The sequence below is a fragment of the Pelodictyon clathratiforme genome (assembly GCF_982375515.1).
The window spans coordinates 1526934-1544762 of the sequence record NZ_OZ455102.1 but is presented as its reverse complement, the minus strand read 5'-3'; the positions used below and the strand labels follow the sequence as shown (position 1 = coordinate 1544762).

Genomic DNA, 17829 nt, shown 5'->3' with positions numbered 1-17829 from the left:
GCTTGTCGCTTTCGACTCGATCTTCAATGTGCTTGGCTATTTCTTACAGTGCTGCCGAAATGGCTTGGTATCAGAGCTGTTGCCATTAATATCTATCGTCATCACTGTCTTTATCTATCTTGGGATTTCCTAAATTGCCCTTGTGGCGTCACCAATCTTTCAATTATGACAGTATCCGTTCGATGGATGAGATCGAACAGGCAGACGCGTAGCTTGTGTATCAGTCGCTCTGACAAACATCAGGCATCATCATCTGATTTTCTTCTTTTTGCTTTTACTTTTACAAAGAAGTGTATTAATGTGTAACTTTAGCTGTTTTTTGATATTGATGATGCCAATCTTTTTTAACGCAAAGCCAGCCTGTTTGACACGAATAAATTGATATTGCTGATTGAGCGATCTGGACTGAGGAATTATTAGCGACTGTTTCACTAACAATCATGAGTATAAGCATATGATATTCATCAGTTATCGTAAAGCAGATTCCGAAGACCTAGCATTATCGCTTGCAGGAAAATTAACTGAATGTTTCGGGGAAGATCATGTTTTTCTTGACCGAAATACGATCGAACCCGGAGATCATTGGCGAGAAAAAATTGAAACCGCCCTCTCAAAGACGTTGGTTGTTTTAGCTTTGATTGGTCCAGAATGGCTATCGGCTCATGATGAGAACTTTGTGCGGCGTATTGATCGTGATGACGATGTACTTGCATATGAACTCGCTTTTGCACTTGCGAAAGGTATCAAAATCATTCCTCTCTATCTACATGACCTTAAACCATTGTTGGAGAAAGCATTTCCCGACAGACTAAAAGGGTTGACTCATACACACAGTATGGAATTTGATCTCACGAGGGATCTGGAACGACTTTTTATGGCGATTGTGAATAGAACCGGTCTGGTTTTCACGAATTCCAATAAGCAAATACCTAGTGGAGGCTCATCGACAGTTCAAAAACACAAACCATGTAACATACCGGACTCAATCAGCACAATTTTCAAAGGTCGAACAGATGAGGTTCTAAAGCTTCGAAATAGATTTGAAGATAATCAGGACATGAACAATAATGTTTCTTGTCGTCAGGTCATTTCCGGACTTGGGGGTATTGGAAAGACCCGATTGGCAATTGAATATGCATGGAAATATCAAGAACGTTATAACGCTGAACTGTTTGTTGTGGCAGCTACCCCGGCTCAATTGCGCCGCAGTGTTGCTGATCTGGCTGCGCCGGGCATTCTTAACCTTCAGGAGTGGGAATGCAATCTGGATGATATCCGGATGGTTGCTGTGATCAGTTGGCTTTCTGAGCATCCGGGATGGCTTTTGATCATCGACAATGCCGATAAGCAATCCAGTGTGAAGAGTGTGAAAAAGTTATTGCCAGCACTTCGTCAAGGGCATGTGATCATCACATCACGAAATCATGACTGGAGGTACTCTGCAACACAGCAAGAGATCGATGTTCTGTCTATAGAGGAATCAAAAAAGTTTCTGCTCGAGAGGACAAACGACTTAAGACTCAAAACGCCTCATGATGAAGCTGTTGCTGAAGAATTGGCCAGGGAACTTGGTGGTCTGGCTCTGGTACTTGAACAAGCTGGGGCATACATTCAAAATCGGGATGGAGGGCTTTCACTTGCAGATTATCTAGCCCGATGGAGAGAAGGAGGAAATACCTGCACATGGTGTAACAGGAATGTGAAGCTTTACGATCGAAGTGTATCAATCACGTGGGAAACGACAGCACGAGCATTAAGCCCGGCAGCATTGACTCTGTTTCGTATTCTGTCATGGTTTGCACCTGATCCAATTCCTCGCAGAATGGTCTCGGATCGCAATGTCATTGAGATCATCAGTGCTGCTGTTGAAAAGTCCGGACTGGAAAAAAGTGATATTGATCCGGAACTTGCTCTTGGTGAGTTGATTGCCTATTCAATGACCAAAAAAGTCGATGAACAGGGAACCCCTTGCGTTGGTTTGCATCGGGTAGTACTGCAAATTACCCGGGATCAAATGCCTTTGGAAGTAAAAGCTCCATCAGTAGTAGCTGCGGCTAAAATGCTTGAACTATTTGCTCCGAAAGAATCATACAGGCCGGAGAATTGGATGAAATGGCGGTTGCTTATTTCTCATGCTGAAGCAATTTATAGCATCTTGAGCAAATTAGAAGAGGAGTATTGGAATATTGAGCTGATGAAAATGCTTGCACTGTACTATATGGGGCAAGAACGAAATAAGGATGGAGTTCCAATCCAGCGCAAAGTTTTAAGATGGGTACAGAAATATCTCGACCCTGATGATCCGGAGATCTTCCTCGCCATGAATGATCTTGCGCTGATGCTTGATTTTTCTGCTGAAGAAGAAAAAGAAACTCTTTACAAAGAGGCATTGGATGGACGCTGTCTGGTGCTTGGTGAAGAAAGTGAGGCGGCGGGTGAGACACGTCATAACTATGGTTGTTTTTTGAGCAGTTATGGTCGCCTGGCTGAAGCTGAACCGTTGATGCTTCGGGCATTGAGTACCCATGCGAAAGTCAACGGTCCATTCCATTGGCGGACACTGATGGCAGAGACGAGTCTTGCGGATATCTTTTTGGATAAGGGAGAAGTGGCCAAAGCCGAGGATTTGATTTGTTCTTCACTTGTAAACAAAAAAAAGCATTTGGGTGAAGAACACCCTGATACCTTAAAAAACATGGAATCGCTTGCGTGGGTGCTGGTAAGACGTGCTGATTTCGATGAAGCCGAAAAACTGCTGCTGCAGGTATTTGAAACCAGAAAAAGGGTGCTTGGCTCTGGTGAGCCTTCTACGATTGATACAATGAATGATCTGGCATCATTTTATTGCCGGATTGATAACTGTGCTCAAGCGGAGAAATTGTTAAAGCAAGCTTTGGATTTGAACGAAAATAATCAAGGGTCACAGCATTATCGTACTCTTCGCTCGATTTATATGCTGGCAAATTTTTATGCATTCCTTGGTAATGCAGCTGTTGCTAAACCTTTGTATTGGAAGGCCATTGATGGCATGCGTCTTGACCGGGGATCCGACCGTCCTGAAACATTGCAAATTATGTCCGATCTTGCAAATTTACTTCAGCACTCAGGAGAGCGTATGCAGGCCGAGAAGATTTACAGGGAAGTCATGGAGACAAACAAGCGTGTTCGAGGAGATGAGCATCAAATGACTCTTAACAGTATAAATCGATTGGCAATATTTTATGATGAAACAGGTGATGAAGCAAGCGCTGAAAAAATGTACAGGGATGCTTTGGATGGACTTACAAAAAAACGAGGTACGGATCATCGGGATACGCTGGTTGTTCTTGGTAACTATGCAGAGCTTTTGCGTGAAAAAGGCGATTATGAGGAGGCCGAAAAATTATTCAAAAGCATAGTTGAAACAAATGTGCGCCTCTATGGTAAGGAGCATCTTATGACCTATAACAGCATGAACCAGTTAGCGATATTTTTCACTCGTATCGAAAACTATGAAATGGCTGAACAGTATTTTAACCTTGCATTGGAAGGCAAGCAAAGAATTCAGGGGCCAAAACACCCCGACACACTCATCCTGATGAGCAATCTTGCGGATCTGCTTGCAAAAAAAGGTGAATATGAGCATGCCGAGGCTTTATTTGACAAAGTCATCGAAATTAATGAATGTGAGTTGGGGAAAGAACACCCGAACACGCTGGCCAGTCTTTTAAAGCTGGCGGAGTTACTGGAAAAGTCGAATAAAATCGAAGAATCTTTAAAAATCAGGGATCGATACATTGAGGTAAAGGTGCGAAAAAGTGATACCGCAAGCCTTGTCTCACTTAGGGAGCTTGCTTTGCAGTTTTACCTTAAAGGCGAATATAAACGTGCTGAGGAACTGTTGTTAATTGTTCTGGATCAAAACTTTCAAATACCAGGTATATGTTGCCAGTTGGTACGTCTTTTTATCGTGACAGACAGAGATGATAATGCGCGCAAAATGTTGTCGAAGGCTTTGGAAAACAAAGAAAAGGCAGAGCCTTATGTTATTCCAAGAATTCTCTTTTTACAAATCCTGTTTGATTTTCTTGATGGAAATATACTTGAAGAGCACATGGGTATTTTGAAATCTGTTCTAAAAACAGAACGTGAATTTCATGAATGGAAACTCAAGCCGGTGCTTAATCATCTCGAAAAACGATTGTCGGAGAGTGCTTTTGTTTTTCTAAATGCTCTTTCAGATGCACTTTGTGATAAAAAGAAACTGAAAGGTCTTGATCGTTTTTCTGAATGGTGTTCTGTAGAGCCAGTGGCATCTCAAGGATAATAACGGAATGATAATGAATTTTTAGGGTATTCGTGGAATTTAATGGGTTGAAGTGAAGCATTAATACGTCATCAGACGATAAGATGGTTCCGTTTTCTTAGGTAAAAGAATATTTTGGTTTGGTCGTTTTCGAAGCTTTCTTAGCAGATCGCCGAGACATTTCGAAGGTAGATTTAGCCGTATAGGCTTATTCCTACTGTCTTGGCTGTTTGGTGCTTGCATAGTTGAAGATGTTGTCTCTATGGGTTATCGGCATGGTCATCACCTTTATCATAGGTTTATGTTCTGACTCATTCTATGAGTTGAGATTACGTCAAGCCAAATCTTTATTACTCTATTTCCATTAAATTCCGCGAAGAGCCAATTTTTACAGTGCGGAGAGATACTTACATTATGGGCGAATTATTAAAAAGATCCTGAATAAAGATATACAGTTTAACATTTTAGAAAAATTAAGCCAAGGATCACAACGTGAGCAGTCGCAAAGCATTTCTCATTGGAGCAGAAGAGTATGGTGAGGGATTTGTTTCTTTGCCTGCTGTGCGCCAGGATATCCAGCTTATGAGTTCTTCGTTGGAGGCATGCGGATATGAGGTGGAGATTTGCCCTCCAGAAGTTTTGACTAATGCCAGCGTGCTTGACAGCGTAATTCGCTCTTTCTGTTCAGACGGTGGATCTGAAGATATTCGTATTCTTTACTTTACAGGCCATGGGTTGTTATTGGATAACGTAGACTGTATTATCCCTGCTGGGACATCACGGAAAGATGCTTTAACCAGTCGTAATCAACGAGTTTCTACCGATCTAAGTCAAACGGTTGCAGACTCAAGTATTGGACTTGTTCTTTTTATAATTGATGCATGTCGTGACAAAGCAGATATTCCGGTTACAAAGGGCGGTGCAGAATGGGGGGATCAATCGCGGTTAATGAGGCCTGAAGAGGCTCGTTTTATTCGTTATTTTGGTTGTGCCTCCAATGAGATATGCCAAGTACTTTTGACCATTTCAGAAGAGCAGGCTTCCAGTCTGTTTACGAAAGTACTTGTGGATTGTCTCGATAATGGTAATTGCTTCTCATTGATTCAGTTCATGTATTGTGTTGAGAAGTTTTGCTTAAAAGTCCTTAGTGAACACTCCTATCTTCAAAATCAAAAACCGCGATTAAGTTATGGTGAACTTTCGGCAGAAAAACAAGATGTACTAAAAAGACCCATATTCGGGACAGATGGTAATGTAAGGTGTTTTTCGGTATGGCCGTTGTTTGATCCCAATAAGCTACATTGTCTCGTTGTGATTTCCGAGACAGACCCTCAATTTTCACCTGACTGGGGCTTGAAAGAACTTGTTGATGAAGCACTTGTGGGATCTACAGGCGAAAGAATCTGGGACGCCTTCATTCTTGCTTTCAATCATCAAAAGCTTGTTTCTGGTCAAGAACGTATATTACCGAATACATTTGAGTCATCTGTAGTTTCTTTTGGTGTTTTTTCTGTGACCAATGCTTACACAAATCATGAACGGTTAGATCAGGCAATACGTGCTGTAGTTGAAGCTGATCTCGTGATTTTCGATGTAACCGGTTTCGAACCAGGAGTTATGCTGCTCATCGGAATTCGATCCGCTTGTCGCAGGTCACTCAGTATTTGCAGCTATGGCGGGGGGTGGCATGAGGGACAACCGCTTGAAATTCCTTTCAACCTACAGGAACTCAACATTAATTCACATGCTCCTGAAGAAACATTGGTAGATGAGAATTCTGTCGTAGCACGATTTGTCCGTCGAGTTGAGACCGGATTCCATCAATTGTCGCGACATCCTCGCTATCTTGATCTTCCTGCATTTGATGCATTGAGAGATCTGGGTTCGGACTATGACGCAAGCTCAATTATTGATGTAAAAAAGCGTATTCTTGTTCTTTGTTCATACTCTTTTAATCACTGCAGTAATTGGCAATATGTTAAAAGAAAAGTTAAAACCGTCCTTTGGAATAAAAAGAGATATAAACCTGAAATTGAGAGAATTATTGACTATGGCACCTCCCAGCTTATCTGGCAAAGTCTTTTTGAACAAATTCGTCGGACTACAGGATGTGTAGTAGACTGGTCTGAATACAATGCATCAGTGTTTCTGGAACTTGGAGTAAGGCTTGCTGTCAGTGAATGGGGTGCAGTACACATCATTGATCGTCAATGTCTCACAGGAGGGGAGAAAACACCTGAACATAAACTCGTTCAAACTGATGATATTCATCGACTATTCAATCCTATTACTTATGAATGTCATGACAACTCCTCAGCCCCCTTTGAAGAGGTAGTAGAAGCACTGGTAGAGCGCGATCCCCATCTTGACGGTGATGTTGGCTACAATCGTATTCACCGTGTGCTACTTGACGTTATAGGCAAAGTAAAGGAAGCAAGTCTGCCGCTTGCTGAAGATCTCAAGAGGAGGGCAGATGCTCTCCATAACACGCAGCAGGGGAAAGTTGCGACACCCCAGATATTGTTTTCGGGTAGTCGTGTTAACAAAACGGATAGTGAACGGGCTGCTCTGGAACTTCGCATAGCAGCATGGCTCTATTTGGAATATCGAGTAAAAGCACAAACGACTCAGAATGATGTAGATATCTATCATGACTTGGGTCGTTCGGTGAAAGATGCTCTTTATGATCTTGGTGATAATAATTCAGTTCAACTTGCCTTATATATTGAAGACCAACTCAATAAACTGGAATGAATGTTATGCCCGATTTTTTGAAGATAGTTAGAGATAAACAGGATGAAGCGAAGTCGTATCGGAAGAAAGGCGATGCGATGCGTAAAGTCGGTAAGGAAGATGTTGCGCTTGATTCATTTCGTTCCGGTCTGGCTGTGTTGAATAAAGCCTTGGAGCTGCTTCGACCATACACGGGGGAACTATATTCGATGAGTAATTCTTTGTCCAATGATCAAGACTTACTGTTACGAGAGCTTGTTGAAACTTTAGGTGCTCAGGGAGGTCTATTTCAACGGCTTGGATTACAAAATGAGGCATTAGCTATTTATTCGGAAGGTGCGGAACTGGAGCAGGACTTCGAGCTATCGAGTACCTATAATCGGCTGAATGCAATAAAATCCGATTTGATTCTGGGAAACCAACGTCTTGGGAAGCTTAAACCCAAAATCGAGAAACTTGCTAAATATATAGAGACACGTCTGCGTAGGGATAAAAGTTTGAGTGATAGCGGTTGGGCTTGGGCTGATTTCGGTGACTGTATGGCTTTGCTTGGAAATACAGAAAAGGCTGAATTAGCGTATAAAACTTTTATTGCAAAAGCAGAAATCAAGTCACCGGAAAGAACTCTTGATGTTCTAAAGGGTATGGCATCGGATCTTGAAAGACTGAAGGATCCAGATGTGCAACGTTTGCTGTCTGCGATTGATATTCTCCAGAAAGGACTTACTTTTTCATAATTTTATTTTAGCGGTCATTTATGATCAAATCAGACGTTCTGACACAAGCAATTGCTGATATTTGGGATAAGATAGTAATTAATTCTGGTAGTGATTATGAGCTTTTCGAGTCTGAACTTTTGACACTGTTGCGCCTTCTTGAGGGCTCTAAAGGTAGAGAAGAGGAGTTAGTGCAGGGTTTAATTTTTGCTTTGTTTAAACGATTCGATGCAGCTTATACCCTGCTCAATCAGGCAATTGCACCATATCAAGCGAAAGGCCCAGCTCAGTTTTGTGATGGTGTTAAAAAGCACCGCTATGTTTCTGTACCCGTTTTTTATGGCACGGATCGAGCCTTTGTTGACAAGGTTGACGGAGCCGTTATTTATGGTTCTGAACGTGACGATCTTTCTTTTGGCATTGCCAAAGTAAGCATTCCTGATGATCATAGGATGGGGAAGATAGAAAAAATGAACTTGTGGAGACTGCAATTTCGCGAAGATCCTGAGAAGCATATCGTATTGTTGGGAGTTGAAACATTACCGATAGAGACGTTTGAGATAAATGTACAAAATGCGCTGAAGCAGAGTTCAAAGAAAGAGGTTATGATTTTCGTGCATGGTTACTATACAGGATTTGTTGATGCGCTCACTCGTGCAGCACAAATCGCTTATGATCTTAAATTTGAAGGTTTTATAGGATTGTATAGTTGGCCTTCTGAGGGAGCTCGTACCAAATATGTGGTAGATGAAACCAATGTTAAATGGTCATGCCCTCAGTTTGTAGATTTCTTGCGCGTCGTTAGAGAGAACTTGGGCGCAGAGAAGATTCATATTATTGCTCATAGTATGGGAGCCCAGTTGATTGTCGACACTCTTGCTTTTATGACCTCTTCCTTGGATACACAGCAAGCAAGTATCGGTCAAGTCGTTTTTGCTGCTCCCGATATTGATGCCTCAATATTTAAAAACCTTGCTGGTCACTTTAGCAAGAAAGCTGACCAGTTTACTTTGTATGCTTCATCGAATGACAAAGCTATCATGGCTTCAAAAATGTTTCATAAGTACCCTCGAGCGGGCGATTCTGGCTTGGGTTTAGTGATAGTTCCTTCAGTTGACACCGTCGATGTCACTGCTATAAATACGAGTATGGATGGACATTCTTATTTCGGAGACAATCGGTCGGTTTTGACTGATATTTTTGAACTCATTAAGCACGGCTCTCATCCTCAAGACAGAGCTGGACTTGTCGCAAAGAAGAGATATGGGAAACAATACTGGGAGTTTATTTCGTAGCGAAAAGTTCAGGATTTAGGCTGACATTTATGCTTTTTTCCTGGTGTTACGACTGCGAGCAATTTCAAAATGTTGTGTATTGACCCTCTAAGCAGCAACTGTTTCCTCAATACCGTTGGTAAATATTAAGCCATCAAAAACCTTTGTAATAAGCTGGTGCCCCTGTAGTGTCATGTCACGCATAGAAAGTCGTAGATAAAGCGTTAACTTGTTCTTCATAATCATCCAACCAAAATTTGACTATGAAGAAGTACAAAGTGACCCTGACACAAGAGGAACGAAAGGAACTGGATGCACTCAGCAGCAAAGGAAAGCACGCAGCTCATACCATGCTGAATTCCTTGATTTTAATGGCATGTGATGAGGGCGAATACCAGACTGAGCGATCAATCAATGAAACCATTTCTCGTGTTCTGAATGTCAGCATGAAAACGATAGACCGGGTAAAAAAACGATTTGTAGAAGAGGGTTTTGATATGGCACTTACCGGCAAACCCTCAACAAGAGTGTACAGACGGAAAGCGGATGGTGATTTGGAAGCTCATTTAGTGGCGCTGAGCTGCTCAGCCGCACCTGAAGGACATCAACGCTGGACTCTGAGATTATTGGCAGATAAAGCTGTTGAGCTGGACTATGTGGACAGTATCTCATATGAGACAGTCCGAAGGGTTTTAAAAAAAACGTCATTAAACCCTGGAAGAAGGATGGGTGGATAATTCCGCCACTCGGTGATGGGAATTTTGTAGCACACATGGAGATGGTACTGGACGTTTATAAGCAACCCTATGATCCACTGTACCCGGTTGTCTGCATGGATGAATCACCAAAACAGTTGATTGCTGAAACAAGAATACCGATACCGGCAACTCCTGGGCAGTTGGCCAGATATGATTATGAATACAGCCTGAAAGGTACTTGCATCATTTTCATGGCCAATGAACCGTTGGTTGGCAAGCGGATGGTTCGAATAACGACAAACAGAAAAAGAGTTGACTGGGCAAGATTCCTTGAAGAAATAGCCAATCAGTACAAGAATGCAGAACGGATCATGCTGGTGATGGACAATCTGAATACACATGAGCCCGGTTCATTCTATCATGCATTTAACCCGGAAAAAGCAAAGGCATTATTGGACAGGTTTGAATTTGTGTATACCCCGAAACACGGAAGTTGGTTGAATATGGCAGAGATAGAATTGAGAGTCTTGACGACTCAGTGTTTGGATCGTCGCATTGATACGATTACAAAAGTCAGGTCGGAAGTAGCCGCATGGGAGATGAAACGCAACAATAATAATTCCAAGATAAATTGGCGTTTTACAAACGAAAAGGCGAGAATCAAGCTGTTACGCCTTTATCCGACAATTGAAGAGTGACATGACACTATGCTTTGTGTTCTTCCTGCCAGCACTGTTTCATGCGAGTGATAGATGCCGATGAAAAACCGGCAGGAAGCTCTCCGAACAACTTCTCGAAGCAGGGAATAAAGTTGTTATTGGATAATCCGCCCAGGCAGAACAGTGGAACAGCTTCTTCTATGGCAATGGATTTTCTCATGTATTTCGGAATCAAAGTGCTAACAAACGGTTTGAGTGAATCATGTGATGATCGGCTCCTCGGTACCTTTACAGCAATAGGGCCAGCACTGGTAGTGATCATGCGCACCTGATGGTAGCCATTTTGCGTACCATAGCAGCCTTTCCATCTGCTGTTTTGATTTGCTGATTCTGCTCCATATATGCGGCGATCTCCGCTTCAAACGCCACAGCTAACATTTGTCGTGCTCCAACCCTGATAAGGTCTTGAAGGTTCAGTAACGTTCCGATACCACCAAGCTCTTCCTTGTACTGCGTTCTCATAGGTTCATGCTTCTTTTGTGTTAGGAAAGGTAGCACTTGCCGCTCAGATTTTTACGTCGTTGGCAATACACAACATTTGAATATATCTCTCCTTAACAGGTATTACCCTCCCTACTCACAGGAGTCGAAGTTAACGAATGCCCTCCACTCAAAGGTTTCAAGTTTGACTGCTTGCATAGCATGCGTAATGATTTTTCTTAATTCCGCCATACTTGTGCTTTTTTCGGCTAATTCCACTATTTGGTTCAGTTCATTGGCCATTTTATTTGACCGTTTTGCAACGATCTCATACTTCTGTTGTTTGCCAATGGAGTGTATTGCCGTTTCCCAGAAGGGTAACGTTATCGCCAAGAATATTCCCCATTTTTCAAAATAAAGATGTTTCAGAAACTCTATGTTGCTCAGATGTAAAACAGCAAGAGTTAGCGTAATGAAGAAAAGTATACGTAGATAGTTCCGCAGTAGATGTTCGGTATTTATCATTCGAAATGAGTGTTTTATGTGCCATTTTTTTTGATCGTCAAGCAACCCTGTGATTACAAACTTTTTGGTTGCGCTGAAGTTTTCAGGTATGCCAAGACGATTAATGGTCATCTTTAACTGATTCTCTATCAATAAATCAATCCAGTTGTGTTGAGTATTGTAACGTGGGAATGTTTTCGGCGCAGGCGTCGATACTGTTAAAGAATTTTTATTTAATACAATGGAGGTATATATGGTAGTGCGCAACTGTTCAGCAAGAATACGGTAATCGATCCATTTTTCATACCAACGAAGTTTTTTGCTGATATTGGGCATAGCTTTCGCGCCAAGCATTGAGCAGATTTCCAGCCAGATTATCCAAAATTCATCAGGAAAGAAGATTACCTGAAACACAAGAACTGAAACTGCTATTGCGGAATAAATTGGAATAGCTTTACTTGCTAGAACAAAAAGTTTTTGATAGCGCTTTGCGAGTTCGTCTGCACGGACATAAGTTGGGATAAGGTATTCAAGAACCGGCTCTATTTGCTTCTCTGGCAAATCGACTGCTTTTGCCAGAGTCTTGACTTCATGACGACATTGTGCTGTCAGGAGAGCATGCTCTGTTGTCGTAAGAGATTTGTCTCTGCAAAACTCTACAAACTGATAGTAATTTACAAGTAGCTTGGCTGCCGTTTTAGGTAAAGGGAATTCATAATATTCCGGTATGCAATTTTCCTCCTCTTTGTTTTTCCTTGTCAACAGTAGCTTTGGCGGATTATTAGGATTTTCTGCATCAATTCGGATAATGGTACGCCCGCTTTCAAGGGCATACTTGACGATATCAGCCGTTCCGCCTTTACCCTTTGTTTCCTTGCCGTCCCATATTACAATCAGGATTTCACAGGTGTTGACAATCTCTTTGCCTACCGTCAAATAACCTTTGGAATCTTGCGGGGGCTCATAATAAACTGAGGCTCTCTCGAATAGTTGATTGAATTCAGCCAGTTCTGTGGGATCGGTTAACTTTTTTCGATGTATTTCAAGAGGAAATGGCAAAAACACCTCAAGCCTCGTATCTGGTTTTTCAAGAAAAGAACGTGCTACAATAGTGTCAGCACCCTTTGCTAAAGGTGAAATGACGCTCCATTCAGTAAAGATATTGTCATGATCACAAATTAACTGGTCAAGATAGGTAACAATCCTCTTGACTGCTTCGGTAACCGCTTTTTTCTGTGACAGATTTCTGTGGCCGGTAACACCGATACGAAGATCATAGAAGACTTGTTCTGGCTTGTTAGGCATAACGATTGTTTCTAAGAGGATTATTGAAAAGCCTTATCTCATTTAATCTTTAAAGGTTAGATTTTCAGAAGCTTGTGGCAGGAAGGTTTATCCACAAGATTGGTCGCATTTTTGAAAAATCTTTTCAACCCCTTTCAATGTAATAGATGTTGGTTCTCGAGTATCACCACTTGACCCATCATCAAGGCAATCGTATTCAACAGCAAGAAGTAAATGTACGCCAAGGATATTATTATTTGGAAAAGGTAATTTATTTTTGTTTTCGTGTTTGAAGAACTTTATTAGTTCTCTATTATACTGGTTAGTCGGATCGGTGAGAAACTTAATTGCCCCATAGGTTCCAACACCTGTAAATCCTGAGAGTATCATAACTTGTCTTTGTTCGCCATTTGCTGATTGATGAGGGTTCTTTGCAATGGTTATGACGATACAAGTTTGTCCATGATTGCATTTTACTCCATCTTGATCATTTGCATATTCATCGCATTCCACTCTTGTCCGTCCGTTTGGGCCAAATTCGACCCTATCTTTCTGAGTACTTTCAGGTTCTAAATAGAAAGAACTATTTTTCCTTGGGTGATCAGTTCCTTGTGTTCTTTTATAAAATATAAAAGGTAAATTATCTCTTTTTTGGCCTTGGGAGTGAGGCATGATACCATGAAGATCAGATAGAATAACTTCTGCATAATCACTCACATCCGGGGAACCAACGATAACACAGTTTCTGTCATGGATTTCTTCGCGGATCTGTTTGTGAAAATCAGTTAATTCATTCTGATCAGTGAGTTCGGAAGCCTTTTTTTTGTTTTTCGGTTTTTCTACATTAACCTCCGCAGTCTCATACATTTGCGCGATAAAAAAAGATAGATCTGACACGGTGATAAAGTCCCATTTGTCGATGTTAGTTCGCTTTCCGCGATTTTCATCATGGGAAACTTCCCGTGCACAAGTGTAAACGCTCAATTTTTTCTCTTTCAAAAATGGATCCCATATGTCTTTGTAAAGACGATTTTTCTGTTCTTTTTTGACGTCAGCGTCAATAATGGCAACTATTTGACTCAGTTCTTTTGTGAGATCCTCAATCTTGTCAAAATTCACCTGCCATAGGCCCCTGATGTCAAAAGGAACACTCAAATTCATAGGCCGATTGATGACAGGAATAGCCTCTCTCTCAAGTGCGTGAGCAAGACCAAGTAGGAAAAACATGTAAGCATTTACAGGGTCACGATAGTGAGTCATATCAAATACACATATTTTGGCGGCAATAATTTTTTTGAAAGCATTTTGAATATCCAAATCCTGATCAACTATGATAGTATCAACAGTCCATCTCTCAAGTGTTTCAAGGACATCGACTACCCCTTCAACCTCATTATTTTTATTTTTTTTCACATTAAGAGCGTTTTTAATTGCGATCTCATGCAAATCTAAAACCGGGCCGTCATTATTTACAATATTGAGGATAACAGGTGGATCATCATTAATTAATTTTTGTAGCTCTATCTGCAAAGAATTACGTGTTTCAGATGATAGAATATAGGGCTCCTTCTTGCTTTCTAATAAAATATCAGAGTTAAGAAGGTTCTCAAGCTTATTGTATTCATGGATTATTGCGCTACCAGGCGAAGATAAAAACGCCTTAATATAAGGATTGTCAGCTGATTTTTTTTGAAGAATTCCTATTGACTTGCAAAGGCCATAAGATAGCCCTAATTCATAATAAACATTACCATTTGGCAAAGTTAAATCCACCAAAATAAATGATGAACGAAGAATTCTTCTGCAAATTCTTTCGCACATTACATATCCAAGTTGCAAAGATTGATCTGCTCGTGAAATCTTATACCCTTTCATTTTATTTTTAACATTTGGTGCAATCGCATATGAGTACAAATCATCATATGGAAAACCAAATGGGGATATCATAAAGATTTCATTCGTTTCATAATTTGGCCCATCATATCTGCACTCACGGTTTGTAATAAAACATTTCATCTTTTGTTTTCGGTTTTGATTTACTAAATATGGACTATTCTCATCCCTTTTTTATATAGACAATTTATTAAATTGTGAATGCTGAGATCATAATTATATTTGCATAAAAACAGTGATACTTAAAATATTGAAAAGCTTTATAAGCACACCACAATAATTGATTCTTTAATAAAACAAGGTCAGACACGAATAAGTTATGTAACAATAATTTCAAATTATAGAATGACTTTTTGTTGATCGCTTATTATTTACACTGAAAGTTTTACAATAGTATACCCAGCTTTTCTCAGCATGTAGGGAATGCTTTCTGAAATGAGCCGTCTGTCTTTGTCTTTTTCGTCCTTACTTAATTCATCCCATTTAACAAGCAATGTATGGAGCTTGTTATCCTTGTCGGTTATGAAGGCATGTTCCCAATTTTCATCCATATTTGCTTTAACCCACCGTTCATGTTCCAGCTCGGCCATCTTTTCCAGAATATCAGTTGGAAACACAATATCAGCTTCGTTGTTGCGTCCAGGAGCCATGGCATAACCAAAACGTTCAAGTTTGTTTGGAATGTCGCGCACAGCTCTGCGATTCTGTTCTTTTTCGTGTGCTGGCAGGCAAGCATAAGGCTTCAGTGAGCTGTGGGTCTTTGGTTCTGTTTTCTCGTCGGTAATTTTACCTAAAACATATTTTTCCTTTCTCAGATTTTTGCAAAATAACAGGTGATTCAGTTTGGCCAATGTTTCAAGAAGATCACCTTCGAGTTTCAGTTTGTGTAACAGTTCAATAAATTTTACCGGATCGACATGTAATCTGAGCTGTTTTTCAGGAGGAAGGTTTGACCGGCTGAAATGGGATCTATTCCCCAGACGGCTCATTGCAACAATCGATTCCATGGATCGGGCTCCATGGAGGTATTTGTTTATCTGGAGAAAACCACGGAGGATTCCGGTATCAATTCGCAGTTGATGGTCTTTATCAAGTAATTGTGGTGTTTCCCTCTCGAATATTGAGCGTAGCAAAAGAGCACGGCGAACAATATAAAATGGGTCGTTTTGTTTATTATCTTCTTGCGGGTTCGGACCGAGCACATTGAGGAACCCTTTCAGTCGGCTGATAAAGTCCGGGACTTTTGCATCTGAAATCTTTTTTATAAGCTTTTTTGCTATTTTTTTTGCTTCTTCAATAGTTTTTTTATCTAATGGAGAAGCTTTTTTATTTGCCAACTTATTTGCAAGATCTTGTGTAAGATCTTCTTCAGATAGCAGGTTCATAAAGGAATCAACGTTGGGAAAAGTACCGCCTGCAAAAACAAAAATAGCTTTGCCAATAGGGTGGGTGATTTGGCCTTCCTGAAATTTTCCATCCTGCATCGGTGCTAAAAAGAAGCGTAGCCAGCCGAGTTTTTTATTTTCAAGCGTCGAATCGAACTCATCCCAGAATACCAGCGGTATTTTTCCGGATAATCCGATATCACGAATCTGGTGAAAAGCGTTGATCAGCTCGTCCGGGTCATTGAATTGGGAGAGATTAAAGGTCAGGGTTTTTTCTGCGATTTTTTCCGGATTCGCAACTAAGGCGATTTGCTCAACGGCAAATGATTTGCCAGAACCGGGAGGGCCAAAAACGGCAATTGAAAGAGGTCGTTCTTTTTTCTGTGTGCAATATTCACCGATCAGACTCTGAATGCTTCTCAGTGACTCTATCTCCTGACGATCTACCGTTACAAGTTTTCCGAATTTTCCAATCGGCACATTTTTTAAGGTATTTTTTGTTCCTTGAAGAACAATCGTTTCACTTAACGACTCAAGGCTGTCGTGAGAGCTTGCGGCAAGGATGGTCCAGTGTAGTCGTTGAGATGAATTCTTCACCGTGCTTGCTTGCAGTTCAGCCTCAGCCAGTGGTATTTCAGCGTTTTTTAGAGTTGAAATGACACCTTCAGTAGGGAATTGCAGGCGGGTTACCGGTTCTGTTCCACCATCATATCCGACCGTTTGCAAGTGTCGCATCGCGGTTACGCCGCACTGGACTCCTTGTTTAAAGTCAGGAGCATCACGATTGAGCAGGATCTGGAAAACGATGCTTGCTACCAGAGTCGATGTTTTGCCGATCATCATCCCTTTTCCGGGCGCCCATTCACCCTCCATGAAAAGCGGATCAAAGAGAAGTGTTGGTTTCTTCCCGGAGTTGTGGCGCCCCGGTATGAGTAACGCCCCGGTTGTGCCAAATGAGACGATACAGTACGCTGCATTGGTCAGGCCGTTCACCTCCGGGTTATGGGTCAGCTCCCAGTTGAGTTCCTGTGCAGTTTTTTCCCATGAAATCCGGGCACTTACCTGAATTTTGGATTGCCGTAAATCATCAATAGTCAAGACAGCGACAAGGCGATCAGACACTTTGGCAACAAGATGGCTCCATAAATCTCCTTTTGCTACAGGCGAGGACATCTTTACAATAATCCATGGAGCATTTACATTATGAGCAGGCTCACTGATTGCTTCAGGCCAATTCGCCTTGTTATTCCTGAAGCCAAGGTTGCTGTCGTCGATGACAATAATATCAGCGTTTGCAGATCGCTTCGGTACAGGATTGCCCCGATGTTCTGCAACTCCCTCGGAGGGCAGGTCAAGACCGAGAAAGCGCTCAACCCGCCAGTGAGGTTCACTCCGTTCAGTTTTCTCGGGCACTTTATCGCGGTATTGAGCCCAGACTGCATAGCTATGGACATAGCAAGTGTTGAAAAGGGTAAAAGAGGCTTGCGCAGGTGTATCGGGGCTTATCACCTTAACAGTATACGGAAGATCACTCTCCAATTGTTTCGTCATAGTTGTGATGAGTTCAGCAAGCAGAGCAGCGCTGCCATACTGCCAGTTCAAGTTGCTCCTCGCCTCACCAGTCCATTCGGTTGCTTCCTGCGATGGATGTGCGTGGCGTGCAATGTTCCAGTCCATTGTAACATCACCAGTAACGATAACCAATAATGCGTTCTTGTTTTGCTGCATGAAGAGCGGCATTTAGATGTTAAAAGCAACTACAGATATCCGGGAGTGTCCCCTGCCACCAACTCTGTGATTTTCAACAACGAAGAGGACGCCTTACCGTATAATACAAAAAAAAGATTGTGTTAACTTGGCAGTAATGTGTTTGTATGATGTGCCCGCTGAGTCTCGAAAGTAAGTTGATTGCTGTTCG

General features: G+C 41.5%; 10 protein-coding genes. 5 read left to right on the top strand and 5 right to left on the bottom strand.

The features are described from left to right. The first annotated feature begins 454 nt into the window (after positions 1-454). From fxsT to AC56AD_RS07405, 5 genes are all read left to right on the top strand, one after another. On the top strand, positions 455-4306 hold the full coding sequence (gene fxsT / locus AC56AD_RS07425) for an FxSxx-COOH system tetratricopeptide repeat protein (protein WP_012508211.1): 3852 nt from the start codon (positions 455-457) through the stop codon (positions 4304-4306). A gap of 471 nt (positions 4307-4777) precedes the next feature. Further along, positions 4778-7039: a caspase family protein gene (locus tag AC56AD_RS07420; protein ID WP_012508210.1), complete on the top strand. Its 2262-nt coding sequence runs from the start codon at positions 4778-4780 to the stop codon at positions 7037-7039. A gap of 5 nt (positions 7040-7044) precedes the next feature. Continuing rightward, a complete protein-coding gene (locus AC56AD_RS07415; RefSeq protein WP_012508209.1) occupies positions 7045-7755 on the top strand; it encodes a hypothetical protein in 711 nt (236 codons plus the stop codon). A gap of 20 nt (positions 7756-7775) precedes the next feature. Beyond that, positions 7776-9029 (top strand): alpha/beta hydrolase, encoded by a 1254-nt coding sequence (locus AC56AD_RS07410; protein WP_012508208.1) that lies wholly within the window; start codon positions 7776-7778, stop codon positions 9027-9029. A 242-nt stretch (positions 9030-9271) separates the two neighbouring features. Beyond that, a protein-coding gene (locus AC56AD_RS07405) for an IS630 family transposase (protein WP_190273979.1) occupies positions 9272-10404 on the top strand; the annotation gives its coding sequence in 2 pieces (ribosomal slippage) (positions 9272-9698 and positions 9698-10404; 1134 coding nt in all). A 7-nt stretch (positions 10405-10411) separates the two neighbouring features. On the opposite strand, the gene AC56AD_RS07400 is transcribed toward AC56AD_RS07405, so the two are convergent. The 5 genes from AC56AD_RS07400 to AC56AD_RS07380 form a co-directional block, all read right to left on the bottom strand. After that, positions 10412-10687, bottom strand: coding sequence for a transposase (locus AC56AD_RS07400; protein WP_041526473.1), 276 nt, complete (start codon positions 10685-10687; stop codon positions 10412-10414). Beyond that, complete coding sequence (locus AC56AD_RS07395) at positions 10684-10887, bottom strand: hypothetical protein (protein WP_150085627.1); 204 nt, start codon at positions 10885-10887, stop codon at positions 10684-10686. The genes AC56AD_RS07400 and AC56AD_RS07395 overlap by 4 nt, the downstream gene beginning before the upstream one ends. A 111-nt stretch (positions 10888-10998) precedes the next feature. After that, the gene (locus tag AC56AD_RS07390; protein ID WP_012508205.1) at positions 10999-12654 is read right to left on the bottom strand and encodes a hypothetical protein; all 1656 of its coding nucleotides are present in this window, start codon (positions 12652-12654) and stop codon (positions 10999-11001) included. A gap of 87 nt (positions 12655-12741) precedes the next feature. Further along, positions 12742-14649, bottom strand: a complete 1908-nt coding sequence (locus tag AC56AD_RS07385; RefSeq protein WP_012508204.1) for a hypothetical protein — start codon at positions 14647-14649, stop codon at positions 12742-12744. Between the two features lie 248 nt (positions 14650-14897). Then, positions 14898-17639 (bottom strand): RyR domain-containing protein, encoded by a 2742-nt coding sequence (locus AC56AD_RS07380; RefSeq protein ID WP_150085625.1) that lies wholly within the window; start codon positions 17637-17639, stop codon positions 14898-14900. Positions 17640-17829: the final 190 nt, after the last annotated feature.